Origin of the sequence: Kitasatospora sp. NPDC058184 (assembly GCF_042883725.1) — a bacterium.
Lineage (GTDB): Bacteria > Actinomycetota > Actinomycetes > Streptomycetales > Streptomycetaceae > Kitasatospora.
In genome coordinates this window covers 243,323-267,291 of the sequence record NZ_JBHVVE010000013.1, presented here as the reverse complement: position 1 = coordinate 267,291, position 23,969 = coordinate 243,323, and the positions used below count along the sequence as shown (strand labels likewise).

Below are 23,969 nucleotides of genomic sequence, written 5' to 3'. Positions count from 1 at the left end.
CATGGGGGGTCTTGCGGCAAGGCCCCCGTGGTGGCGCACAATCGCAGGCCTCAGATCGGAGCTGATGCCATGAACAGCCGCACCACCAGCGCGTTCGACCTGCCCGCCCGCCTCGTCGCCAAGGCCGACCCGGCGCTGATCGGTGAGGACGAGCGGCACTTCGCGGCCGTCGCGGAGAGCCTGGAGCAGTCGATCGCGGAGCTGTCCGACCGCCTCGACGCGCTGCGCCGCGCGCCGGGCGGCCTCGGCCGGGAGGCGATGGACCGGGACATCGAGGTGCACAAGCTGACCGGTCGGCTGCGCGCCCTGCGCCGCTTCGGCCTGGACCTGTGCCTCGGGCGGGTCGTCCACGCGGACGACCCGGAGCCGGTGTACATCGGGCGGCTCGGCCTCACCGACAGTGGGGGGCGCCGACTGCTGGTCGACTGGCGCTCGCCCGCGGCCGAGCCGTTCTTCGGGGCCACCCACGCCGACCCGATGGGCCTGGTGAGCCGGCGCCGGTACCGCTGGACCGGCGGCCGGATCGGCGACTACTGGGACGAGGTGTTCAGCGCCGAGGCCCTGGAGGGGCACGCCGCGCTGGACGACCAGTCCGCGTTCATCGCGAGCCTGGGCGGCAACCGGTCGGCCCGGATGCGGGACGTGCTGGCCACCATCCAGGCCGACCAGGACGCGATCATCCGGGCGGGGTCCCGGGGCGCCCTGGTGGTGGACGGCGGCCCGGGCACCGGGAAGACGGTCGTCGCGCTGCACCGCTCCGCGTACCTGCTCTACTCCGACCCCCGGCTCGGCCACCGGCGCGGCGGCGTGCTGTTCGTCGGCCCGCACCAGCCCTACCTGGCCTACGTCGCCGACGTCCTGCCCAGCCTCGGCGAGGAGGGGGTGCGCACCTGCACCGTGCGGGACCTCGTCGCAGAGGGGGCGAAGGCCGGGCCCGAGAGCGACCCCGAGACGGCCCGCCTGAAGTCCTCGGCCGACATGGTGGGGGCGATCGAGAAGGCCGTCCGGTTCTACGAGGAGCCGCCCGCCGAGGGGATGGAGGTCACCACCCACTGGGCCGACCTCTGGCTGAGCGCCGAGGACTGGTCCGACGCGTTCGACGCGCCGGACCCGGGCACCCCGCACAACGAGGCCCGCGAGCAGATCTGGGAGGAGCTGGCCACGATCCTGATGGACAAGCTGGACGAGGACGCGGGGGCCTCGCCCGAGCTGTTCGGCCGGTCGCTGCGGCAGGACCGGGAGCTGGCCGAGACGCTCAACCGGGCCTGGCCGCTGATCGACGCGGCCGACCTGGTCGGCGACCTCTGGTCGGTGCCCGCCTACCTGCGGATGTGCGCGCCCTGGCTCGCCCCCGAGGAGGTCCGCAGGCTCCAGCGCAAGGACGCGCCCCAGGCCTGGACGGTGTCCGACCTGCCGCTGCTGGACGCGGCCCGGCAGCGGCTCGGCGATCCGGAGGCGGACCGGCGCCGGCGCCGTCGGGAGGCCGCGGCCGCCGCCGAGCGCGCGCGGATGGCCGACGTCATCGGCGACCTGCTGCAGGCCGACGACGACGGCGAGGGCGCGGTGACGATGCTGCGCGGGCGCGACCTCCAGGACACCCTGGTCGACGAGACGGCCCTGCCCGGCGCCGACCCGGAGCCGCTCGCCGGGCCGTTCGCGCACATCGTGGTGGACGAGGCCCAGGAGCTGACCGACGCGGAGTGGCAGATGCTGCTGCTGCGCTGCCCGTCCCGGAGCTTCACCATCGTCGGGGACCGGGCGCAGGCCAGGCACGGGTTCACGGAGTCCTGGCAGGAGCGGCTGGAACGGATCGGGCTCGACCGGAGCACGGTGGCCTCGCTGAGCATCAACTACCGGACGCCGGAGGAGGTCATGGCCGAGGCCGAGCCCGCGATCCGGGCCGCGCTGCCGGACGCCAACGTGCCGACCTCCGTCCGCAGCAGCGGCATCCCCGTTGTGCACGGGTCGGTGGCGGAGCTGGACGCCGTCCTGGACGGCTGGCTCGCCGAGCACGCCGAGGGGGTCGCCTGCGTGATCGGTGCCCCCGACTTCGAGGCGCGGCCGCGGGTCCGGTCGCTGACCCCGGAGCTGTCCAAGGGGCTGGAGTTCGACCTGGTCGTGCTGGTCGACCCGGAGGCGTTCGGCGGGGGCGTCGAGGGGGCGGTCGACCGCTACGTCGCGATGACCAGGGCCACCCAGCGGCTGGTGGTCCTCAGGAGCGTGTGAAGCGTCAAGCGTCAAGCCTCGGAAGAGACGGCGAAGAGACGGAGAAGGGAACGGGGTGCGGACGGAGGGAGCGGAGGGGCTGGAACGCGCGTCGCCCGGTCGGGTGACGCAGGTGTCGGGTGACGGCGTCGGGAGGCCAGACTGGGGCGATGGACGAGGAGGAACCGCTGGCGTCGTGGGCGGCCAGGCGGGAGCAACGGCTGCGGCCGGTCGGGCAGTTGCGGGTCGTACGGCTCACGGTCGGGCGGCAGCGGGGCGCCCATGTGCTGCCGGGCGAACCGAGGCTGATCGTGCGCTGGGACGGCTACCAGTGGCTGCCGGAGACGGTGGCCGAGGACTACGCCACCGCCCAGCGGATCCTGTACGGGGCCGAGGGCGCGGGAGCGCCGCGGCCCGGGCGCCAGGCGCGGCGGCCGGGGAAGGCACCGGGGCGCCACCGCAAGCCCTGAAGCCCGCGCGGGCCCGGGCCTCGGCCCGGACGCCGGGCCGTAACGGGACCCCGGGCTGTAACCGGACCCCGGGCCGTAACGGGACGCCGGGCCGTAACCGGCCCCCGAGAAGCGGGCGGGGTCCGGCGCCACCCGGGCGCCGGACCCCAACAGCCTTCGACCGAAGGTCAGTTGTGGGCGTGCAGGTCGGCGTTCAGGCCGCCCCAGGAGCCGGAGCGGGCGATGACCTCGACCGCGCCGCTCTGCGAGTTGCGACGGAACAGCAGGTTGTCCTGGCCGGACAGCTCGACGGCCTTGGCCACCGTGCCGTCCGGGGTGGTGACCCGGGTGCCGGCGGTCACGTACAGGCCGGCCTCGACCACGCAGTCGCTGCCGAGCGAGATGCCGATGCCCGCGTTGGCGCCGAGCAGGCAGCGCTCGCCGACCGAGACGACCTGCTTGCCGCCGCCGGACAGGGTGCCCATGATCGAGGCGCCGCCGCCGATGTCGCTGTGGTCGCCGACGACGACGCCCGCGCTGATCCGGCCCTCGACCATGGAGGTGCCCAGCGTGCCGGCGTTGAAGTTGACGAAGCCCTCGTGCATCACGGTGGTGCCGACGGCCAGGTGGGCGCCGAGCCGGACGCGGTCGGCGTGGGCGATGCGCACACCGGTCGGGGCGACGTAGTCGGTCATCCGCGGGAACTTGTCGATCCCGTAGACGGCCAGCTGGCCGCCCTGGGCGCGCACGGCGAGCCGGGCCTGCTCGACCTTGTCCACCGGGACGGGGCCGATGCTGGTCCAGGCGACGTTGGCCAGCAGGCCGAAGACGCCGTCCAGGTTCTGGCCGTGCGGCTTGACCAGGCGGTGGCTGAGCAGGTGCAGGCGCAGGTACACGTCGTGGGTGTCGAGCGGCTTCTCGTCCAGCGAGGCGATGGTGGTGCGCACGGCGACCACCTCGACGCCGCGGCGGGCGTCGACGCGCAGCGCCTCGGCCGCGCCGGCGCCGAGCTCGGCCTCGGCCTGCTCGGCGGTCAGACGGACGGTGCCGGCCGGGCCGGGCTCGGCGGCCAGCACGGGGGCGGGGAACCAGGTGTCGAGGACGGTGCCGTCGGCGGCGATGGTGGCCAGACCGGTGGCCACGGCGCCGTTCGCCGGGGAGGTGGATTCGAGCGAGGTGGATTCAGCAGTCACACCGTGCACGTTAACCAATGCGGGGCCCCGGTGCCGAACACGCCCACCGGGCGGACGCGCCCGGCGAAGGCGCCGGTCGGCGGCCCGCGGGGCGGGAAAACCCGGTGCCCGGCGTTCGGGCGCTGGGCAATACTTCAGCGGGTGTTCATGTCGATCTCCACCACCGGCAGCGCCGAGGACCCGGCCACGGACCTCGGGTTCCTGCTGCACAAGCACCCCGACAAGGTCCAGCGGTTCACCACGTCGCACGGTGAGGCCCACGTCTTCTACCCCGAGGCGGGGGACGAGGTCTGCACGGCGGCGCTGCTGCTGGACGTCGACCCGATCGCGCTGGTCCGCAAGGGCCGGGGCGATGGCAGGGGGCGCGGCGGCTCGCCCGACTTCGCGCTCGCCCAGTACGTCAACGACCGCCCGTACGCCGCCTCCTCGCTGCTCGCGGTGGCGCTGCGGACGGTGTTCCGGTCCGCGATGAAGGGCGACTGCCCGGCCCGGCCCGAACTGCCCGGGCGGGCCCGCCCGCTGCGGATCGAGCTGCCCGCCGTGCCCGCGAACGGTGCGGGCGGGGGCGGCGGCCCGGCCCTGGTGGTCCGGCTGTTCGAGCCGCTGGGCTGGCGGGTCGAGGCGACGGCGGTCCCGCTGGACGAGTCGTTCCCCGAGTGGGGCGAGTCCCGCTACGTCCGGATCGCCCTCTCCTCCGGGACGGTCCGGCTCGCCGACGCGCTCCAGCAGCTGTACGTGCTGCTGCCGGTGCTGGACGGCGCCAAGCACTACTGGGTCGCCCCGGACGAGGTGGACAAGCTGCTCGCGGCCGGTCAGGGCTGGCTGGCGGCCCACCCCGAGCGCGCCCTGATCACCCGCCGCTACCTGGCCCGGCGCTGGTCGCTGACCCGCGCCGCGATGGAGCGCCTGGAGCTGGCCCGGCTGGCGGAGGCCGACGACCGCGAGGTCGAGGAGATCGACAATGCGGTCGACGACCGGTCCGAGGAGGAGGCGCGGGACGATCCGGAGCCCCGGCAGCCCTCGCTCGCCGAGCAGCGCCGCACCGCGATCCTCGCCGCTCTGCGCGAGACCGGTGCCGCCCGCGTCGCCGATCTCGGCTGCGGCCAGGGCGAGTTGATCGGCGAACTGCTCAAGGACGCCCGGTTCACCGGAATCCTCGGCGTGGACGTCTCCGCCCGGGCGCTGCGGTCGGCGGGGCGCAGGCTGGGCCTGGAGCGGATGCCGGAGCGTCAGGCGGCCCGGGTGACGCTGGCGCAGGGAGCGCTCACCTACACCGACGCCCGACTCAAGGGCTTCGACGCGGCGGTGCTGTGCGAGGTGATCGAGCACCTGGACCTGCCGCGGCTGCCCGCGCTGGAGTACGCGGTGTTCGGCGCCGCCCGGCCGAGGGCGGTCGTGGTCACCACGCCGAACGCCGAGTACAACGTCCGCTGGGAGAGCCTGCCGGCGGGCGCCGTCCGGCACGCCGACCACCGCTTCGAGTGGTCCCGGGCCGAGTTCCGGGCCTGGGCCGGGAAGGTCGCGGCCGCGTACGGCTACACCGTGGAGCTGCGCCCGGTCGGCCCGGAGGACGAGGAGGTCGGCGCCCCGACCCAGCTGGCCCTGTTCACCACGACGCCGACGCCCGCGACCACCACGACCCAGGGATCCACCACGACCCCGGGATCCACCACGGCCGCGGCACCCACCGCGACCACCGTGCCCATCACGACCGCGACGCCCGAAGGAGGCGAGCCCCGATGACCGATGACCCGACCGACACCCCCGGCGAGAGCCGGGACCAGGACCGCGCGGAGAGCACCGCCTCCCGCCGCCTCCCCGTCACCGACGTCTCCCTCGTCGTCCTGGTCGGCACCAGCGGCGCGGGCAAGTCCACCTTCGCCCGCCGCCACTTCCTGCCCACCCAGGTGGTCTCCTCCGACTTCTGCCGCGGCCTGGTCGCCGACGACGAGAACGACCAGTCCGCCTCCGCCGAGGCCTTCGACGTCCTGTACTACATCGTCGGCAAGCGCCTGGCGGCCGGCCGGCTGACCGTCGTGGACGCCACCAACGTCCAGCCCGAGGCCCGCCGCCGGCTGGTCGAGATCGCCCGCGAGCACGACGTGCTGCCGATCGCGATCGTCCTGGACGTCCCGCCGGGGGTGTGCGCCGAGCGCAACCGCTCCCGCCCGGACCGGCAGCTGCCGGCCCACGTGGTCCCCCGCCAGCACCGGGAGCTGCGCCGCTCCCTCCGGGGGCTGGAGCGCGAGGGCTTCCGCAAGGTGCACGTCCTGCGCGGTGAGGCCGAGGTGGCGGCCGCCGGGATCGAGCTGGAGAAGCGCTACAACGACCTGCGCCACCTCACCGGCCCGTTCGACATCGTCGGCGACATCCACGGCTGCCGCTCCGAGCTGGAGACCCTGCTGACCCGGCTCGGCTACACCCTGACCCGGGACGCCGGGGGCCGCCCGGTGGACGCCGTGCACCCGGCGGGCCGCACCGCCGTCTTCGTCGGCGACCTGGTCGACCGCGGCCCCGACACCCCGGGCGTGCTGCGCCTGGTGATGGGCATGGTGGCGGCCGGCCACGCGCTCTGCGTGCCGGGCAACCACGAGAACAAGCTCGGCCGGGCGATGGACGGCAAGAAGGTCAACGTCGCCTACGGCCTCCAGGAGTCGCTGGACCAGCTGGCGGGGGAGAGCGAGGAGTTCCGGGCCGAGGTCCGCGCGTTCATGCGCGGCCTGGTCAGCCACTACCTGCTGGACGGCGGCGCCCTGGTGGTCTGCCACGCCGGCCTGCCGGAGCGGTACCACGGCCGCAACTCCGGCCGGGTCCGCTCGCACGCGCTGTACGGGGAGACCACCGGCGAGACCGACGAGTACGGGCTGCCGGTGCGCTACCCGTGGGCGGAGGAGTACCGGGGCCGGGCGCTGGTGGTCTACGGCCACACCCCGGTGCCGGCCGCGAGCTTCGTCAACAACACCGTCTGCCTGGACACCGGCTGCGTCTTCGGCGGCAGCCTGACCGCGCTGCGCTATCCGGAGCGAGAGCTGGTGGGCGTCGAGGCCGAGCGCGAGTGGTACGCCCCGGTGCGCCCGCTGATCACCGACGCGCCGGGCGCCCGCGAGGGCCGTCCGCTGGACCTCGGCGACGTGGCCGGGCGCCGGACCGTCGAGACCGGGCTGCACGGGCGGGTGGCCGTCCGGGAGGAGAACGCGGCCGCCGCGCTGGAGGTGATGAGCCGCTTCGCGCTGGACCCGCGGCTGCTCGCCTACCTGCCGCCGACCATGGCACCGAGCGCCACGTCCCGCCGGGACGGCTACCTGGAGCACCCGGAGGAGGCCTTCCTCGGCTACCGGGCGGACGGCGTGCGGCACCTGGTCTGCGAGGAGAAGCACATGGGCTCGCGCGCGGTGCTGCTGGTGGCCCGGGACGGGGCCGCGCTGGAGCGCCGCTTCGGCGTGGCCGGCCCCGGCGCGATCTGGACCCGGACCGGCCGCGCCTTCCTCTCCGACGAGGAGCTGACCGGCGCCGTGCTCGACCGGGTCCGGGCGGCCGCCGAGCGCGCCGGGCTGTTCGAGGAGCTGGCCACCGACTGGCTGCTGCTGGACGCCGAGCTGATGCCCTGGTCGCTGAAGGCGGTGGAGCTGCTGCGCCGCCAGTACGCGGCGGTCGGCGCGGCGGCGGGCGCCGCCCTGCCGGAGGTGCTGTCCGCGCTGGAGCGGGCGGCCGGGCGCGGCCTGGACCTGGCCCGGCTGACCGACCGCCAGCGGCAGCGCGCGGCCGACGCGCGGGCGTTCACCGAGGCGTACCGGCGCTACTGCTGGCCGACCGAGGGCCTGTCGGGCATCCGGCTCGCGCCGTTCCAGCTGCTCGCGGCCGAGGGGGCGAACCTCGCGGTGCGCCCGCACGACGAACACCTGGCCTGGATCGACCGCCTGGCCGCCGCCGACGAGACCGACGGGATCGACGAGGCCGACGGGATCGACACCGCCGGCCCGGCCGAGGGGACCGGCACGGAGGAGCCGGAGCGCCGCGAGGGGCCCCTGCTCCAGCGCACCCGTCGGATCCTGGTGGACACCGAGGACGAGGCCTCGATGGCCGCCGCCACCGCCTGGTGGGAGGAGCTGACCGAGGCGGGCGGCGAGGGCATGGTGGTGAAGCCGCTGGTCTCGCCGGTGCGCACGGCGCGCGGCAAGGGCCGGCCGGGCGGCCTGGTGCAGCCCGGGGTGAAGGTGCGCGGCCGGGAGTACCTGCGGATCGTCTACGGACCGGACTACACCGAGCACCTCGACCGGCTGCGCCTGCGCGCGCTGGGCCACAAGCGCTCGCTGGCGCTGCGCGAGTACGCGCTGGGCCTGGAGGCGCTGGACCGGCTGGCGGCGGGGGAGCCGCTGTGGCGGGTGCACGAGCCGGTCTTCGCGGTGCTCGCGCTGGAGTCGGAGCCGGTCGACCCGCGGCTGTGACGGCGGCGGAGGCAGAGGAGGGGAGCCTACGGAGCCCACGAGTAGGGGGCCCACGGAACCGACGGAGCCCCCGTGGGCCCCCTCCTCCGCCCAGCCTCCGTATATAAATTCCGAGTATCGTATAGACTTGCCGCTTTCCGCAGTCCGTCAGTCCCGTCACCCCAGGAGCCCGGCATGGCCTTCAACCTCCGGAACAGGCACTTCCTCAAGGAGCTCGACTTCACGCCCCAGGAGTTCCGCTTCCTGGTGGACCTCGCCGCCACGCTCAAGGCGGCGAAGTACGCGGGCACCGAGCAGCCCCGGCTGCGCGGCAAGAACATCGCGCTGATCTTCGAGAAGACCTCCACCCGCACCCGCTGCGCCTTCGAGGTCGCCGCCCACGACCAGGGCGCCACCACCACCTACCTGGACCCGGCGGGCTCGCAGATCGGCCACAAGGAGTCCGTCAAGGACACCGCCCGGGTGCTCGGCCGGATGTTCGACGGCATCGAGTACCGCGGCCACGGCCAGGAGATCGTCGAGGAGCTGGCCGAGTTCGCCGGCGTCCCGGTCTGGAACGGCCTGACCGACGAATGGCACCCCACCCAGATGCTGGCCGACGTGCTCACCGTCACCGAGCACACCGCCAAGCCGCTGCCGGAGGTCGCGCTCGCCTACCTCGGCGACGCCCGCTCCAACATGGGCAACTCGCTGCTGATCACCGGCGCCCTGCTCGGCATGGACATCCGGATCGTCGCCCCGCGCGCGCTCTGGCCGACCGAGGAGGTGCAGGAGTCGGCGAAGGCCCTGGCCGGGACGACCGGCGCCCGGATCACCCTGACCGAGGACGTGGCCGAGGGCGTGGCCGGCGCCGACTTCCTCTACACCGACGTCTGGGTCTCGATGGGCGAGCCCAAGGAGGTCTGGGCCGAGCGGATCGAGCTGCTCAAGCCGTACCAGGTCTCCATGGACACCGTCCGGGCCACCGGCAACCCGGACGTGAAGTTCCTGCACTGCCTGCCGGCCTTCCACGACCTCGGCACGGCGGTCGGGCGGCAGATGCACGAGGCGACCGGCATGACCGAGCTGGAGTGCACCGACGAGCTGTTCGAGTCGGCCCACTCCATCGTGTTCGACCAGGCCGAGAACCGGCTGCACACCATCAAGGCGGTGCTGGTCGCCACCCTCGGCTCCTGAAGCACCGGCTCCTGAGTGCCCGCTCCTGGGCGCCCGCCCCGGCGGCCGCGCGGCTCAGCCGTCCAGCCTGACGCAGGCCACCCGGTCGCCCGCCGCGTGCGGGCCGGCCGGGGTGCCCGCGTGCAGCACCAGCGAGCGCGCCTCGCCCGGTCGCGGCTGCCAGCCCACCACGGTGGTGGCGCTGCCCCGGCCCCGCCCGTCGGTGCGCAGCGCCAGCCGCAGCTCGTTGCGCTCGTTGGCGTACGCCGGGTCGGTGGACGGCTGCACCGGGTCGACCTCGTCCTGGTAGTGCGGCCCCGAGGAGGCAGGGTCGGCCCCGCAGCGGCCGGTGTGCAGGTGTGCGGGGAACTCGTGGTCGGGGGCGAGCCCGGAGGCCTTCAGGGTGAGCACCGTCCGCCCGGGTGCCGAGCGGTCGGTGACGATGCGGACGTGGGCGCCGTACGGCACCAGGTCGCTCGCGTAGCTGATCGCCGCCGGGGGGACGAAGGCGGTGGCCGGGTCGAAGTCGGCCTCGACGACCGAGACCGGTGAGGCGGCGGGGGTGAGCAGGGCCAGCGGCAGCAGGGCGGCGGCGAGCGGAGCGGTCATCGGTCGGGCCTTCCGGGGGCGGGGCGACGGGGGTCCCCCTGCTAACGGCGCCCCGGCCCGGAGGACACCGCTCCGGGCTCCCGGGACCCCGGTACGTCAGGCGGACGGCCCGCGCCAGACCCCGCGCCGGACCCCGACCGGACCCCGTGCGGGCGAGCCGCCACACCCGCCCGGGCCCGGGCGCGGGGGTGAACCGGGTCCGGGGGCGAACCGGGCGCGAACAGAGGGGAAAGAGTGCGGACGGCCCCGCCGGCCGACGCCGCCCCCTCGCCGACCGGCGGTTCCGGTGGTGAGCTAGTGGTGGTGCCGCTGGCGGCGGCCGCCGTCGTGGCCGGTGCGGTCCGGCCGAAGAGGCCGGAGCGCGAGCGGTGCGGCCCGGACGATCGGTGTGCCGAGGCATGCACTATGGTTTATCTCGACATCGAGATAACTGCCGCCTAGGATATATCTCGACATCAAGATACTTGCCGAGAGGCGCTCGCCGGCGATGCGGGCAAGGCAAGCCTAAGTAAGGCTGACCTTACCACCGCGTGACGGCCGGATACCGCACGAAGCACCCAGAAGGAGTCAGTCGTGTCCGCGAACAGCTTCGACGCCCGCAGCTCGCTGCAGGTGGGCGACGAGTCGTACGAGATCTTCAAGCTCTCCGCCGTCGAGGGTTCCGCTCGGCTGCCGTACAGCCTCAAGGTGCTGCTGGAGAACCTGCTCCGCACGGAGGACGGCGCGAACATCACCGCCGACCACATCCGCGCCCTCGGCAACTGGGACGAGAACGCCCAGCCGAGCCAGGAGATCCAGTTCACCCCGGCCCGCGTGATCATGCAGGACTTCACCGGTGTGCCGTGCGTGGTCGACCTCGCCACCATGCGTGAGGCCGTCAAGGAGCTGGGCGGCGACCCGGCCAAGATCAACCCGCTGGCCCCGGCCGAGCTGGTCATCGACCACTCGGTCATCGCCGACAAGTTCGGCACCAAGGACGCGTTCACCCAGAACGTCGAGATCGAGTACGGCCGCAACAAGGAGCGCTACCAGTTCCTGCGCTGGGGCCAGACCGCCTTCGACGAGTTCAAGGTCGTCCCGCCGGGCACCGGCATCGTCCACCAGGTGAACATCGAGCACCTGGCCCGCACCGTCATGGTCCGCGGCGGCCAGGCCTACCCGGACACCTGCGTCGGCACCGACTCGCACACCACCATGGTCAACGGCCTGGGCGTGCTGGGCTGGGGCGTCGGCGGCATCGAGGCCGAGGCCGCGATGCTCGGCCAGCCGGTCTCCATGCTGATCCCGCGCGTCGTCGGCTTCAAGCTGACCGGCGAGCTGCCGGCCGGCACCACCGCCACCGACCTGGTGCTCACCATCACCGAGATGCTGCGCAAGCACGGTGTGGTCGGCAAGTTCGTCGAGTTCTACGGCGACGGCATCGGCTCCATCCCGCTGGCCAACCGCGCCACCATCGGCAACATGTCGCCGGAGTTCGGCTCGACCTGCGCGATCTTCCCGATCGACGCCGAGACCATCAACTACCTGAAGCTCACCGGCCGCGACGAGCAGCAGCTCGCCCTGGTCGAGGCGTACGCCAAGGAGCAGGGTCTCTGGCACAACCCGTCGCACGAGCCGGTCTACTCCGAGTACCTCGAGCTGGACGTCTCCACCGTCGTCCCGTCGATCTCCGGCCCGAAGCGCCCGCAGGACCGCGTGATCCTGGCCGAGGCCGCCGAGCGGTTCGCCGAGGCGCTGCCGACCTACTCCGCCGAGGCCTCGAAGCCGACCGCCGTCACCGCCCCCGACGGCTCGTCCTACGAGATCGACAACGGCGCGGTCGTGATCGCCTCGATCACCTCCTGCACCAACACCTCCAACCCCTCCGTCATGCTGGGCGCCGCCCTGCTGGCGAAGAAGGCCGTGGAGAAGGGCCTGCACGTCAAGCCCTGGGTCAAGACCACCCTGGCGCCGGGCTCCAAGGTCGTCATGGACTACTACGAGAAGGCCGGCCTGCTCCCGTACATGGAGAAGCTGGGCTTCAACCTGGTCGGCTACGGCTGCGTCACCTGCATCGGCAACTCGGGCCCGCTGCCCGAGGAGGTCTCGGCCGCCGTCAACGAGGCCGACCTCGCGGTCGTCTCGGTGCTCTCCGGCAACCGCAACTTCGAGGGCCGGATCAACCCGGACGTCAAGATGAACTACCTGGCCTCCCCGCCGCTGGTGGTCGCCTACGCCCTCGCCGGCAACATGAACATCGACATCACCCGGGACGCCCTGGGCCAGGACGCCGACGGCAACGACGTGTTCCTCGCCGACATCTGGCCGTCGGAGCAGGAGGTCGCCGACACCGTCGCCGGCTCCATCGACGAGGCCATGTTCGACAAGGGCTACCAGGACGTCTTCGCCGGCGACCACCGCTGGCAGTCGCTCCCGGTCCCGACCGGCAACACCTTCGAGTGGGACGCCGAGTCCACCTACGTCCGCAAGCCCCCGTACTTCGAGGGCATGGCCAAGACCCCGAGCCCGGTGACCGACATCGCCGGCGCCCGCGTCCTGGCCAAGCTGGGCGACTCGGTCACCACCGACCACATCTCCCCGGCCGGCAACATCAAGCCGGGCACCCCGGCGGCGCAGTACCTGACCGCCAACGGTGTCGAGAAGCGCGACTTCAACTCCTACGGTTCCCGTCGTGGCAACCACGAGGTGATGATCCGCGGCACCTTCGCCAACATCCGCCTGCGCAACCAGATCGCGCCGGGCACCGAGGGCGGCTACACCCGCGACTTCACCCAGGCCGACGCGCCGGTGTCGTTCATCTACGACGCCTCGCAGAACTACCAGGCCGCCGGCGTCCCGCTGGTCGTCCTGGCCGGCAAGGAGTACGGCTCCGGTTCGTCCCGCGACTGGGCCGCCAAGGGCACCGCGCTGCTGGGCGTCAAGGCCGTCATCGCCGAGTCGTACGAGCGCATCCACCGCTCGAACCTGATCGGCATGGGCGTCCTGCCGCTGCAGTTCCCGGAGGGCGAGAACGCCGAGTCCCTCGGCCTGACCGGCGAGGAGACCTTCTCCTTCACCGGCGTGACCGAGCTCAACGAGGGCCGCACCCCGAAGACCGTCAAGGTCAAGGCCGGTGACAAGGAGTTCGACGCGGTCGTCCGCATCGACACCCCCGGTGAGGCGGACTACTACCGCAACGGCGGCATCCTGCAGTACGTGCTGCGCTCGCTGATCGGCTGAGCATGAGCCTCTGAGGAGGCCGGACCGCATCCCGCGGTCCGGCCTCCTCTTTTTGCGACGGCTTCTCGCACCAGCTTTTTGCATACTGCGCCGGTTGCGGCCGCCCCCTTGTGCGGTGAACGGCGGATGGACTAAACCTCTGTGCCATCTGGTCCAGACCATTTGACGCCGCTTCAGAGAACAGGTCCGGTATGCCCACTCGCGCCTCAGCCCTGCTCGCCGCCGCCACCGTCGCCGCGCTGCTCGCCGCCCCCGCCACCGCCAACGCCGCCGACGGACGGCACGGCCCGAAGCTGAAGGGCCAACGGGTCGGCTACTTCACCCAGTGGGGCGCCGACAGCTCCGCGAAGAGGGTCCAGGAGTCCGGCCAGGCGGCCAGGCTCACCGTCATCAACTACGCCTTCGGCAACGTCTCCGCCGAGGGCACCTGCTTCGAGAGCAACGAGGCCGGCCAGGGCGACGCCCGCAACGACTACCAGCGCTCCTTCTCCGCCGCCGAGTCGGTGGACGGCGTGGCCGACGCCCCGGGCCAGAAGCTGAAGGGCCACCTCAACCAGCTGCGCAAGCTCAAGGCGAAGAACCCCCAGCTGCGCACGGTCATCTCGCTGGGCGGCTGGTCCTGGTCCAAGTACTTCTCCGACGCGGCCGCCACCGACGAGGCCCGCAAGAAGTTCGTCTCCTCCTGCATCGACCTCTACGTCAAGGGCGACCTGCCGGTCCTGGCGGACTCCCCGGAGGGCGGCAAGGGCGCCGCCGCGGGCGTCTTCGACGGCATCGACATCGACTGGGAGTACCCGGGCGGCGGCGGGGACGCGGGCAACGTGGTCCGCCCCGAGGACGGGCACAACTTCACGCTGCTGATGCAGGAGTTCCGCGACCAGCTGGACGCGCTGAGCGGCCGGAAGGGCAAGAAGTACCTGCTGACCGCCGCCGTGGCCGCCAACGAGACGGTCGCCGACCGGCTCGAACTGCCGCAGCTGAGCGAGTCGGTGGACTGGCTGAACCTGATGACCTACGACCTGCACGGACCGTGGGAGGGCAAGGGCCCGGCCAACCACCAGGCCCCGCTGTACTCCGACCCGGCCGACCCGGACCCGCGCCGGCGCAGTGCCGACCAGGCCGCCGACCACTACCAGGAGCGCGGCCTGCCCGCCGAGCAGCTGGTCCTCGGCGCCCCGCTGTACGGCCACGGCTGGACCGGCGTCGCCCCCGGCAAGCGCGGCGGGCTCTTCCAGAGCGCCACCGCGTCCGCGCCCGACCACTCGTACCAGGAGATCAACGCGCTGCCGGGCAAGGTCTACCTGGACCGCGACCACGGCGCGTCCTGGAAGTACGACGGCACCACGTTCTACAGCTACGACACCGCCGAGGTGCTCACCCAGAAGGCGCGGTACACGCGCTGGAACGACCTGGCCGGGGTGATGGTCTGGTCGCTGGACGGCGACGACGCCCAGGGCAGCGCGATCGCCGCGCTGGACCGCGGCCTGAGCCGCGACTGACCGCTCCCCCCTCCCCGTACCCAGGGCCCGCCGCGGACGCCCCCGCGGCGGGCCCTGCTACGCCGTGGGACCGGCCGGCCCGGCCGGCTGCTCGTGCGGGCCCCGGAGCTGCCGGGCGGGCGGCGGGGAGCCGTCCAGGATGCCGCTCTGCGCCGTCAGGTAGGCGAGCTGGGCCCGGCTGTTGCTGCCGAGGATCTCCGACACCCGCTTGAGGTGGCTCGCCACGGTCCGCGAGCTGATGCCGAGCCGGCTGGCGATCGCGGCGTCCGTGTAGCCGTCCACCATGAGCTGGAGCACCCGCAGCCGGGTCTCGTCGGTGAGCAGCGGCGGGCGCTGCTGGTCGCTCTCGTAGACGACCGGCGCGGCCCGCTCCCAGGCGTGCTCGAAGACCGAGGCCAGGAAGTGCACCACGCCGGGGTCGGTGACCTTGAGCGCGTGGTTGTGGTGCTCGAGCTCCTTGTCGGGGATGAACGCCACCGAGCGGTCGCAGATGATGAGCCGGTCGAAGACCTCGTCGACGGTCCGCACCTCGATGCCGGCCTCGGTGACGGCCTTGATGTAGTCCAGCGTCGGGTAGTGCGCCCGGACGGAGTGCTGGTAGAGCGTGCGCTGGCGGACGCCCCGCTTCTGCGCGTCCAGGGCCAGGACCAGCGATCTGGCGAGGACGTCGGTCGGCCGGCTGCCGCCCGGATGAGCGGTGAGCAGCTCCCGCTCGGTCGCCTGGGTCGTCTCGGCCACCGCGGCGGCGATGACCGCCGCGCCGCTGAGCCGCTGGACGTTGTCCCGGCCCTCCCGGCGCAGCGTCCGGTAGACGCTCTCGACCTGGGACATGGCGGTCCGGATCGCGGCCACCTGCTGCTGCTGTTCGAGGATCTGCTGCTCCATCGGGTGCAGCAGCGCCGTGGTCGCGACCTCGGGCGGGACCGGCACCAGGACCGAGGGGTCGCCCAGCGCCGCCGTCAGCAGCCCCAGCTCGGTCAGGCAGGCGGGCGGCTCCGCCGTCGGGGCCCTCCCCAGCAGGACGGCCTTGCGGTAGAACGTGATCCCCTCGTCACAGGGCCCGGGGTGGGCCTCCGGGCCACTGACGTCCGATATGTCGCACATGTGCCACCCCCTTCGGAATCTTGCAGTGCACGATCCTGAGCCATCGGATCTCTTCTGGCAAGGACCCATTCCCAGGCATTCTCTCTGTGTGCGGGGAAACCCCCCAGCACGAACGGATAGGTCTATCTAGGGGTGGAAATGAAGATCATGCGGTTCCCGGGTCGAATCCTCGCGTCCTTCGTTATGGCCGCCGTCGCGGTGATCGTCGTTTCCGCCGCGCCGGACGCCCCCAGCAGCGCCCCCACCGCTGCCGCCAGCGACGTGGCGCTCCTGCCGGGCGACCCCGGCTGGGCCTGATCGGCCGGGCGGGAATCCGCCACCCCTGGACAGTAGCGCCGATCCGCCGACCTGCGGGAGTGCTGCGAATCACGTTTCGCGGATATCGGCGCGCCGACATTCAGAAGGAGAGAGAGAAATGACCGCTGCGATTGCCGTACCGAAATGCCTGGTGTGCGACACCGACTTCGAGGTCGACGAGGCCTGGGAGCGGGGCGAGGTGACCGAGTGCGCGGCCTGCGGCCAGGAGCACGAGGTCGTCGAGAAGTCCGAGGCCGGCGTCCGCCTCGACCTGGCCCCCGAGGTGGAAGAGGACTGGGGCGAGTGACCTCCTCCGGCCGCGTCCTGCTGTCGGCCACCATGCTGCGCCCCGAGGAGAAACTCCTCCTCGGGGCGTTGCGCGGGGAGGGTCTGACGGCGACTCCACTGCTCATGGAGGATCTGGCCGACGTGGTGGCGGGTCGTACCGACCCGCCGGCCCTGGCCCTGATCCGCAACCTCTCGCACCGGGACGCGATCAGCGTCTCGTGCCGCCTGGAACACGCCGGGATCACCACCCTCAACCGGGCGTCGACCATCGAGACCTGCAACGACAAGGGCCTGCAGGCCCTGCTCTTCGCCCGGCACGGCATCCCCCACCCGCACACCCGGCACGCCTTCAGCTACGACCAGGTGCGCGCGATCGTCGCCGAGCTGGGCATGCCGGCGGTGGTCAAGCCGGTCAGCGGCTCCTGGGGGCGCGGTGTTACCAAGCTCGCGGACGCCGCGTGCCTGGACGCCTGGGCCGCCGGGCGCGAGTCCGTCGACGCCGCGGGGAAGCTCTTCCCCGTCATCGTGCAGGAGTACATCGACAAGCCCGGCCACGACCTGCGCGTGGTCGTCGTCGGGAGCACCCCGGTCGTGGCGATCCAACGGGTCTCGGACGACTGGCGCACCAACACCCACCTCGGCGCCGAGGTGCGGCGCGTCGACATCACCCCGGAGATGGAGAAGCTCTGCGTCCAGATCGTCGACGTGCTCGGCCCCGGCTTCTACGGGGTCGACCTGGTGGAGGACCGGACCACCGGTGACCTGCTCGTCCTGGAAGTGAACGCCAACCCCGAATTCGCCCGCTCCTCCGCCCTGCACGGAGTGAACGTCGCCGGCCACCTCGCCTCGTACGTGGCGGGGCAGCTGACGGCCGCGGCCGTGTGACCCGGAGAGGAACCATGGAACTGTTCGACACCGCGACGGTGCTCGCCCGCGTGCTCACCTCGGGCGTGGTCATGAGCATCGAGAAGAGCGACCGTGAACTGCCCGCCCTGGAGCGGCTGCTGACCAAGCGGACCGGCCGCGCCAAGGCCGTCCTGCTGAACAGCCGGACCGGGGCCCTGCACGCGGCCCTGGCCGGCCAGGGCATCGGCCACGGCGACACCGTCGCCCTGGCCGGGCCGGACGAGGCCACCACGGCCTTCCTGGCCTGGCTCGGCGTCACCGTCGAGGGGCAGGCCCCGGCCGCCTTCGACCTGGTCTCGCTGACCCCCGAGAACGCCGGCCGGCTGGACGAGCTGACCGCCGAAGCCACCGCCCCCGCGCTGGTGGTGGACCTGAGCGGGCTCGGCTTCGGCCCGGCCGCCGCCGTGCTCACCGACGACGAGCGGCTCTGGGCCCGGGCCGAGCGGCTGAAGATCTTCGGCGCCTACGACCTGCGCACCATGTGGACCCAGCAGGAGGCCGACGAGGACCTGGTGCCGGGGGTGCAGTTCAACTACCGGCTGAGCCCCCTGGTGGCCGGTTGCGTACGGATGGCCCTGACCCACGCGGCTCGCCCCGCCGCCGCAAGCTCCGGAGCACGCTGATGATCACCGACTTCCCGAACTCGCCCCTGCCCCTGCCCACCGAAGCCGACCTCGCCGACGAGCTCGCCGCCCTCGGCGGCGGCGCGATGATCCCCAAGGCCCAGCGCCGCACGCTCTTCCCGATCATCACCAAGGAAGACGTCTTCAACCTGATGCTCGCCCAGCGGCAGTCGCCCGACAAGGTCGTGGCCGACTTCGCCGAGGCGTACCGCGCCTACGTCGGCGCCGAGTACGCCCTGCCCACCGCCAGCGGCACCTCCAGCCTGCACATGGCCCTGGTCGGCGCCGGCGTGCAGCCCGGTGACGAGGTGATCGTCCCGGCGTTCACCTTCATCGCCACCGCGCAGGCCGTGGTCGCCGCCCACGCGATCCCGGTGTTCGTCGACATCGACCCCGACACCTACTGCATGGACCCGCGGGCCGCGGCCGCCGCGATCACCCCCCGGACCAGGGCGCTCATGCCGGTGCACGTCCACGGCCTGCCCGCCGACGTGCCGGCCCTGCGCGCCCTGGCCGACCAGCACGGCATCGCCCTCGTCGAGGACGCCTCGCACGCCCACTCCGCGAAGATCGGCGACCGGGTGGCCGGCTCCTTCGGCGACGCCGCCGGCCAGAGCCTGATGGCCGACAAGAACTTCCCGCTCGGCGGCGAGGGCGGCATCGCCTTCTACGCCACCGAGGAGGCGTACGGCCGGGCGGTCGCCTACCTGGAGCGCCACGCCATCGACTACGGGATGTCCTGGGTGGCCGCCGCCTTCGGCACCAGCCAGCTGGCCCGGCTGCCGTACTACGACGAGATCCGGGCCCGCAACGCCGCCCTGCTCGGCGAGGCCCTGGCGGGGACCGGCCTGTTCACGCCGCCGCACGTCCCGGACGGGCACGTGCACGCGTACAACATGTACCGGACCACCCTGCACCCGGAGGCCGTCGGCCTGGAGGACCTGCCGGTGCACGCCGTCAAGGAGGCGGTGCACGAGCTGCTGGTCGCCGAGGGCGTGCCGGCCCGCGAGTGGCAGAACACCCCGATCCCGTGCCACCTGCCGTTCCGGCACCGCGACGGCTTCGGCAACGGCTACCCGTTCTCGCTCAACCCGGACGCCGTGCGCGACCACCGGCCGGAGGACTTCCCGGTCACCCTGGGCATGCTCGACAGCACCCTGGTGCTCTGCCGCGAGCTGCGCTCCCCGGTCGAGTACGAGCGGATCCTGCGCTACGCGGACGCCTTCCGGAAGGTCGCCCGGCGCCCGGACGCCATCCGCAAGCTCGTCGAGAGCGGCGACCACCGCCGTCCGTGGGAGAAGGCGGCCCGCCTTGGCTGACCAGAAGATCCGCGTCGCCGTCATCGGCGCGAGCGGCTACACCGGTGGCGAGGTCATCCGGCTGCTGCTCGAACACCCCGGGGTGGAGCTCGCGTTCCTCTCCGCGGAGCGCAACGCCGGTGCCACGGTGGGCAGCGTCCACCCGTGGCTGCGCAACCACCCCAGGGCCGGCTCGCTGACGCTCCGGCCGTTGGCGCAGCTCGCCGAGGCAGGCCCCGTCGACGTCGCCTTCGGCTGCCTGCCGACCGGCACCCTGCCGGAGCAGCTGCCGCTGATCGCCGACAACGCCAAGCGGGTGCTCAACCTGGGCGGCGACTTCCGGCTCCGCGACGGCGACGACGTCCGGACCCACTACCCGAGGACGGCCGCGAACCCGCCGAGCGAGGATTTCGCCTACTACATACCGGAGTTGAGCCCCGAGGTCCCGCAGGAGCGGTTCATCAGCCTGCCCGGCTGCATGGCCGTCACCACCATCTACGCGCTCTACCCGATGTTCGCCGCCTCGCTCGCGACCGACCGGGTCGTGGTCGACGCCAAGACCGGCTCCACCGGGAGCGGTCGCGGCGGCGGCGAGCCGCACGCCGAGCGCAGCGGCAACATCCGGGTGCACAAGCTGCACGGGCACCGGCACGCCCCGGAGGTCCAGCAGGCGATCGCCGACCTCACCGGCGCCGCCGTGGACCTGCGGTTCTCCACCCACAGCCTCGACGTGTCGCGCGGCATCATGGTCACCGCGTACACCGAACTGCGGGACGGCGTCACGGCGTTGGACGTCAAGCGGGCCTACGCCAAGGCGTACCTCGGCAAGCCCTTCGTCCGGGTCCGGCCGGCCCCCAAGGCGGCGCAGGACTTCCCGATGCTCAAGGCGGTCGTCGGCTCGAACGTCGCCGAGGTGGCGGTCGCGGTGCGCGGCGACCAGTGCGTCGCGGTGGCGGCCCTGGACAACCTGATCAAGGGCGCGGCCGGCCAGGCGATCCAGGCGATGAACCTGATCTCCGGCCTGGACGAGACGACCGGACTGCCCACCACGGCGGTGTCGCCGTGAGCCGTCCGCTGTACGTGATCAAGGTCGGCAGCGCCACGCTCGACCACGGCACGATCCACAAGGAGCTGGCCGACCTGGTGGCCCGGGGCGCCCGGGTGCTCCTGGTCGCCGGCGGTGCCACCGGCATCGAGGCCCACTACCGCGCGATCGCCCGCCCGATGCCGCAGCTGCGGCTCGCCAACGGCGACGAGGTGCGCTACTGCCCGCCCGAGGAGATGACCCACCTGGTCGACGCCTACGAGCGGGTCACCCTGCCCGCCGTGGAGCGGGAGGCCCGGGCCCTCGGGCTCGGCGTCTTCACCGCCGTCGCGGCGCGCGGCGCCCTGGTGACCGGCCGGGCCAACCGCCCGCTCAAGGCGCTGTCCGCCGAGGGCCGGCCGATCGTGGTCCGCGACCACCGGGCCGGCGTGCCCGCCCAGGTGGACACCGCCCGGCTGAACGCCCTGCTCGACACGTACGACCTGGTCTGCCTGTCCGCACCGGTCGCCGACCCGGACGGCGGCGCCCCGCTCAACGTGGACGCCGACGTGCTCGCGGCGGTCCTCGCCAACGCGCTGGACGCCGACCACCTGCGGCTGGTCACCGGCACCGCCGGACTGCTGACGGACAAGGACGACCCGCGCTCCACGCTGGCCGACGCCTACCCGGGCGACGGAGCGCGGTACGCCGCGGGGCGCATGCGGCAGAAGGTCCGCGCGGCCGAGATCGCCCTGGAGGGCAGCGCCGACGTGGCCATCACCGGGCCGCACACCATGTCCGAGCCGGCCAACTGGACCAGGTTCTGGCGGGTGCGCGAGCCCTCCGCCGACCTGAGCCTGCTGACCAGGGTGGTCTCGGTGCCCTCGGTCTCCGGCGACGAGGCCGAACTCGCCACCCTGCTGGCCGAGTGGTGCCGCGAACGCGGCATGGACGCCGCCGTCGACGAGGCGGGCAACCTCGTCGCCAGCCGCGGCATCGGGCCCCGCCGACTGCTCCTCCTCGGCCACCTCGACACCGTGCCGCACCGCTGGCCGGCCGAGTGGCGCGAGGGCGAACTGTGGGGCCGCGGCAGCGTGGACGCCAAGGGCTGCCTCGCCAACTTCCTGGAGGTGCTCGCGCACGCGGACATCCCGGAGGACGGCCAGCTGTGCGTGGTCGGCGCGGTCGAGGAGGAGATCTCCTCCTCCAAGGGCGCGTTCCACGTCCGCGACCACTACCCGGCCGACGCGGTCGTCATCGGCGAGCCCAGCGGCTCGGAGAAGCTGACACTCGGCTACTTCGGGCTCTTCAAGCTCAAGGTGACCGCCTCGGTGTCCAGCGGCCACTCGGCCGGACAGGACGCGGTCTCCGCCCCCGACCTGCTGATCGAGGCGCTCGGCGGCATCCGGACGGCCGTGCTGGCCCACGCGACCGACGCGCTGAGCGCGGTCATCGAGATCAGCAGCCGGACCGGGCGCGAGCACCACCACGCCACCGGGATCCTCAACTTCCGGGTGCCGCCCACGGCCGACCTCGACGCGCTGCGCTCGGCCGCGCTCGACCAGGTCCGCCCCGGGGTGGAGATCGAGGTGCTGCGGGCCACCCCCGGGTACGTCGGAGGCCGCTCCAGCTCCCTGGTCAAGGTCTTCAGCCGGGCCTTCGCGGACACCGGCATCCGGCCCCGCTTCGTCGTGAAGAAGGGCACCTCGGACATGAACACCCTGGCCACCACCTGGCGGGACGTGCCGATGGTCGCGTACGGCCCCGGCGACTCCTCGCTGGACCACACCGACGAGGAGCGGATCGGCGCCATGGAGTACCGCACCGCCCGCTCGCTGCTCGCGGACGCCGTCAACCGGTGGTTCGCCCTGCCCGAGGGGAGCCGTCGATGAGCACCCTGCTCGCCCCGCCGCAGACCGGGGACGACCTGCTGGCCACCCTGGCCGACCGGGCCGTACGGGCCCGCCGGCTGGTGGTCGACATGGCCGCCGGGCCGCGCGGCTGCCACCTCGGCGGCAGCCTGTCCGTCCTGGACATCCTGATCGCCGCGCTGCACCGGGCCTCGGCCGGGGACGGCACGGAGGTCGTGCTCAGCAAGGGCCACGCCGCCGCCGGGCTCTACGCGGCCCTGCACGTCAGCGGCGTCCTCCCGGAGGACCCGACACCGCGCTACGGCCTGGCGGGCGAGCCGTTCACCGGCCACCCGGGCCCCAAGGTCCCGGGCGTGCGCTTCCCCACCGGGAGCCTCGGCCACGGCGTCCCGTACGCCGCCGGCTGGGCGATGGCCCGCCGGATCGGCGGCCGGAGCGGACTCGGCATCGCCGTCGCCGGCGACGGCGAGCTCCAGGAGGGCCTGGTCTGGGAGACCTGCCAGGTCGCCGTGGCCCAGGAGCTGGGCAACTTCGTGCTGGTGGTCGACCGCAACGGCGGCCAGAACGACGGCATGGTGGCCGACATCTCGCCGCTGCCCCGGCTCGCCGAGCGGTTCGCCGCCTTCGGGTTCGAGGTCGCCGAGACCGACGGGCACGACCTGGCGGCGCTCACCGGGCTGCTCGCCGGGGACCGGGCCGGGGCCCGCAGGCCGCTGGCCGTCATCGCGAACACCGTCAAGGGGAAGGGCGTGCCCGCCGTGGAGGGCAAGGCCGGCTCCCACTACGTGACCATCGACGCCACGCGCGCCGCCAAGTGGAAGCGAGCGATCCGATGACCCTCTCGGGCCGTGACGCCTACCGCGACGAGCTGACCGGGCTCGCCGCCGAGGACGACACCATCCTCTGCCTGGAGGCGGACCTCGGCGGCAAGGGCCACCCGTTCCAGGCCGCCCACCCCGACCGCTTCTTCAACCTCGGCATCGCCGAGGGCGCCATGGTCGACATGGCGGCGGGCCTCGCCGCGGGCGGGTACAAGCCCTTCGTCAGCACCTTCGCGCCCTTCGCGGCGCTGCGCGCGGCGGAGAGCCTCAAGCTGACGCTGGGCTACCTGAACGCCGGGGTCACCGTGGTGGCGCCGTACGCGGGCGTCTCCGGCGCCTGGTTCGGCACCACCCACCACTGCCTGGAGGACCTCGCCGTCCTGCGCAGCATCCCGGGCGTGGTCATCGCCGCCCCCTACGGGGAGGCGGAGATGCGCGCGGTGGTCCGCGAGGCCGTGCGCTCCGGCCGGCCGCACTACATCCGCACCGGGCGCAACGCCCAGTACCGCTCGCTCGACCGGGAGGGCGAGCGGGCGCCGCTGGTCACCTGGGAGTCCCGGGCCGAGCCGGGCGAGGTCTGCCTGGTGTCGGTCGGCGAGGAGGGCACCCGCCTGGCGCTGGCCGCGCGGGAGGCCCGCCCCGGCACCGGCCACGCCCACCTGGTCTACCTGGACCACCCGAACCTGGCCCGCGCCGCGGCCGAACTCTCCCGCCACCACCGGCGGTTCGTCGTGGTCGAGGAGCACCGCGCCCAGGGCGGGGCGGCCGAGGCCCTCGCGCTGCTGATGCCCGGGTGCGAGGTCACCGCGGCGAGCGCGGACCTGACCTGGCCGTCCACCGGCGGCGACCACGAGGAGGTCATGGCCGCGGTCGGGCTCACGCTGCCCGCCGTGCTCGCCGCGGTGGCCCGGGCCGGCGCCGGCCGGCTGCCGGCCGCCTCCGGAGCCTGCGTCCGCTGAGCCG

Annotated in this window: 19 protein-coding genes; 16 read left to right on the top strand and 3 right to left on the bottom strand. The window is 73.3% G+C overall.

Annotated elements, in window-relative coordinates; genetic code table 11:
- Nucleotides 1–69 precede the first annotated feature (69 nt).
- Nucleotides 70–2,226, top strand: coding sequence for an RNA polymerase recycling motor ATPase HelR (gene helR, locus ACFVXH_RS24765; RefSeq protein WP_387827214.1), 2,157 nt, complete (start codon nucleotides 70–72; stop codon nucleotides 2,224–2,226).
- 149 nt (nucleotides 2,227–2,375) lie between these two features.
- Nucleotides 2,376–2,675, top strand: a complete 300-nt coding sequence (locus ACFVXH_RS24760; protein WP_063780004.1) for a DUF6087 family protein — start codon at nucleotides 2,376–2,378, stop codon at nucleotides 2,673–2,675.
- Between the two features lie 167 nt (nucleotides 2,676–2,842).
- On the opposite strand, the gene dapD is transcribed toward ACFVXH_RS24760, so the two are convergent.
- On the bottom strand, nucleotides 2,843–3,847 hold the full coding sequence (gene dapD / locus ACFVXH_RS24755) for a 2,3,4,5-tetrahydropyridine-2,6-dicarboxylate N-succinyltransferase (protein ID WP_049648981.1): 1,005 nt from the start codon (nucleotides 3,845–3,847) through the stop codon (nucleotides 2,843–2,845).
- A 141-nt stretch (nucleotides 3,848–3,988) separates the two neighbouring features.
- Here dapD and ACFVXH_RS24750 point away from each other — a divergent pair, with 141 nt between their 5' ends.
- The 3 genes from ACFVXH_RS24750 to argF all read left to right on the top strand — a co-directional run bounded on the left by ACFVXH_RS24750 (nucleotide 3,989) and on the right by argF (nucleotide 9,468).
- Nucleotides 3,989–5,590, top strand: coding sequence for a 3' terminal RNA ribose 2'-O-methyltransferase Hen1 (locus ACFVXH_RS24750; RefSeq protein ID WP_387827209.1), 1,602 nt, complete (start codon nucleotides 3,989–3,991; stop codon nucleotides 5,588–5,590).
- Complete coding sequence (locus tag ACFVXH_RS24745; protein WP_387827206.1) at nucleotides 5,587–8,292, top strand: polynucleotide kinase-phosphatase; 2,706 nt, start codon at nucleotides 5,587–5,589, stop codon at nucleotides 8,290–8,292. Before ACFVXH_RS24750 ends, ACFVXH_RS24745 begins: the two co-directional genes overlap by 4 nt.
- A 174-nt stretch (nucleotides 8,293–8,466) precedes the next feature.
- Nucleotides 8,467–9,468 carry an ornithine carbamoyltransferase gene (argF, locus tag ACFVXH_RS24740; RefSeq protein ID WP_049648979.1) on the top strand — a complete coding sequence of 334 codons (1,002 nt, stop codon included), beginning with the start codon at nucleotides 8,467–8,469 and terminating at the stop codon, nucleotides 9,466–9,468.
- A gap of 54 nt (nucleotides 9,469–9,522) precedes the next feature.
- Here the strand turns inward: argF and ACFVXH_RS24735 are convergent, their stop codons facing one another.
- Nucleotides 9,523–10,056, bottom strand: a complete 534-nt coding sequence (locus ACFVXH_RS24735; RefSeq protein WP_387827202.1) for a superoxide dismutase family protein — start codon at nucleotides 10,054–10,056, stop codon at nucleotides 9,523–9,525.
- Between the two features lie 573 nt (nucleotides 10,057–10,629).
- Here ACFVXH_RS24735 and acnA point away from each other — a divergent pair.
- Complete coding sequence (gene acnA / locus ACFVXH_RS24730; RefSeq protein ID WP_049648977.1) at nucleotides 10,630–13,275, top strand: aconitate hydratase AcnA; 2,646 nt, start codon at nucleotides 10,630–10,632, stop codon at nucleotides 13,273–13,275.
- Between the two features lie 191 nt (nucleotides 13,276–13,466).
- Nucleotides 13,467–14,774, top strand: coding sequence for a glycoside hydrolase family 18 protein (locus tag ACFVXH_RS24725; protein WP_049648976.1), 1,308 nt, complete (start codon nucleotides 13,467–13,469; stop codon nucleotides 14,772–14,774).
- Nucleotides 14,775–14,831: 57 nt separating this feature from the next.
- Here the strand turns inward: ACFVXH_RS24725 and ACFVXH_RS24720 are convergent, their stop codons facing one another.
- Nucleotides 14,832–15,878, bottom strand: a complete 1,047-nt coding sequence (locus ACFVXH_RS24720) for a LuxR C-terminal-related transcriptional regulator (RefSeq protein WP_387827197.1) — start codon at nucleotides 15,876–15,878, stop codon at nucleotides 14,832–14,834.
- Nucleotides 15,879–16,016: 138 nt separating this feature from the next.
- Between ACFVXH_RS24720 and ACFVXH_RS24715 the strand changes: the two genes are divergently transcribed.
- The 9 genes from ACFVXH_RS24715 (at nucleotide 16,017) to ACFVXH_RS24675 (ending at nucleotide 23,965) form a co-directional block, all read left to right on the top strand.
- Nucleotides 16,017–16,175 (top strand): hypothetical protein, encoded by a 159-nt coding sequence (locus ACFVXH_RS24715; RefSeq protein WP_158077651.1) that lies wholly within the window; start codon nucleotides 16,017–16,019, stop codon nucleotides 16,173–16,175.
- A 118-nt stretch (nucleotides 16,176–16,293) separates the two neighbouring features.
- The gene (locus tag ACFVXH_RS24710; protein WP_049648974.1) at nucleotides 16,294–16,482 is read left to right on the top strand and encodes a lysine biosynthesis protein LysW; all 189 of its coding nucleotides are present in this window, start codon (nucleotides 16,294–16,296) and stop codon (nucleotides 16,480–16,482) included.
- A complete protein-coding gene (locus ACFVXH_RS24705) occupies nucleotides 16,479–17,348 on the top strand; it encodes a RimK family alpha-L-glutamate ligase (RefSeq protein ID WP_387827194.1) in 870 nt (289 codons plus the stop codon). Before ACFVXH_RS24710 ends, ACFVXH_RS24705 begins: the two co-directional genes overlap by 4 nt.
- Nucleotides 17,349–17,362: 14 nt before the next feature.
- Nucleotides 17,363–17,992, top strand: coding sequence for a DegT/DnrJ/EryC1/StrS family aminotransferase (locus ACFVXH_RS24700; RefSeq protein WP_049648972.1), 630 nt, complete (start codon nucleotides 17,363–17,365; stop codon nucleotides 17,990–17,992).
- Nucleotides 17,992–19,311, top strand: coding sequence for a DegT/DnrJ/EryC1/StrS family aminotransferase (locus ACFVXH_RS24695; RefSeq protein WP_074000675.1), 1,320 nt, complete (start codon nucleotides 17,992–17,994; stop codon nucleotides 19,309–19,311). The genes ACFVXH_RS24700 and ACFVXH_RS24695 overlap by 1 nt, the downstream gene beginning before the upstream one ends.
- Nucleotides 19,304–20,356, top strand: coding sequence for an N-acetyl-gamma-glutamyl-phosphate reductase (gene argC, locus ACFVXH_RS24690; protein WP_074000676.1), 1,053 nt, complete (start codon nucleotides 19,304–19,306; stop codon nucleotides 20,354–20,356). Before ACFVXH_RS24695 ends, argC begins: the two co-directional genes overlap by 8 nt.
- Nucleotides 20,353–22,206, top strand: a complete 1,854-nt coding sequence (locus tag ACFVXH_RS24685) for a M20/M25/M40 family metallo-hydrolase (protein WP_049648969.1) — start codon at nucleotides 20,353–20,355, stop codon at nucleotides 22,204–22,206. The genes argC and ACFVXH_RS24685 overlap by 4 nt, the downstream gene beginning before the upstream one ends.
- Complete coding sequence (locus ACFVXH_RS24680) at nucleotides 22,203–23,021, top strand: transketolase (RefSeq protein WP_049648968.1); 819 nt, start codon at nucleotides 22,203–22,205, stop codon at nucleotides 23,019–23,021. Before ACFVXH_RS24685 ends, ACFVXH_RS24680 begins: the two co-directional genes overlap by 4 nt.
- Entirely contained in the window at nucleotides 23,018–23,965 is a 948-nt protein-coding gene (locus ACFVXH_RS24675) for a transketolase family protein (protein ID WP_387827189.1), read from the top strand. Before ACFVXH_RS24680 ends, ACFVXH_RS24675 begins: the two co-directional genes overlap by 4 nt.
- Nucleotides 23,966–23,969 lie beyond the last annotated feature (4 nt).

Excerpts from the sequence above, each read along its gene's own strand:
- helR (WP_387827214.1), top strand. The coding sequence starts at position 70 with ATGAACAGCCGCACCACCAGCGCGTTCGACCTGCCCGCCCGCCTCGTC.
- ACFVXH_RS24760 (WP_063780004.1), top strand. The coding sequence starts at position 2,376 with ATGGACGAGGAGGAACCGCTGGCGTCGTGGGCGGCCAGGCGGGAGCAA.
- ACFVXH_RS24745 (WP_387827206.1), top strand. The coding sequence starts at position 5,587 with ATGACCGATGACCCGACCGACACCCCCGGCGAGAGCCGGGACCAGGAC.
- argF (WP_049648979.1), top strand. The coding sequence starts at position 8,467 with ATGGCCTTCAACCTCCGGAACAGGCACTTCCTCAAGGAGCTCGACTTC.
- ACFVXH_RS24735 (WP_387827202.1), bottom strand. The coding sequence starts at position 10,056 with ATGACCGCTCCGCTCGCCGCCGCCCTGCTGCCGCTGGCCCTGCTCACC.
- ACFVXH_RS24725 (WP_049648976.1), top strand. The coding sequence starts at position 13,467 with ATGCCCACTCGCGCCTCAGCCCTGCTCGCCGCCGCCACCGTCGCCGCG.
- ACFVXH_RS24720 (WP_387827197.1), bottom strand. The coding sequence starts at position 15,878 with ATGTGCGACATATCGGACGTCAGTGGCCCGGAGGCCCACCCCGGGCCC.
- ACFVXH_RS24715 (WP_158077651.1), top strand. The coding sequence starts at position 16,017 with ATGAAGATCATGCGGTTCCCGGGTCGAATCCTCGCGTCCTTCGTTATG.
- ACFVXH_RS24710 (WP_049648974.1), top strand. The coding sequence starts at position 16,294 with ATGACCGCTGCGATTGCCGTACCGAAATGCCTGGTGTGCGACACCGAC.
- ACFVXH_RS24700 (WP_049648972.1), top strand. The coding sequence starts at position 17,363 with ATGGAACTGTTCGACACCGCGACGGTGCTCGCCCGCGTGCTCACCTCG.
- ACFVXH_RS24695 (WP_074000675.1), top strand. The coding sequence starts at position 17,992 with ATGATCACCGACTTCCCGAACTCGCCCCTGCCCCTGCCCACCGAAGCC.
- ACFVXH_RS24680 (WP_049648968.1), top strand. The coding sequence starts at position 22,203 with ATGAGCACCCTGCTCGCCCCGCCGCAGACCGGGGACGACCTGCTGGCC.
- ACFVXH_RS24675 (WP_387827189.1), top strand. The coding sequence starts at position 23,018 with ATGACCCTCTCGGGCCGTGACGCCTACCGCGACGAGCTGACCGGGCTC.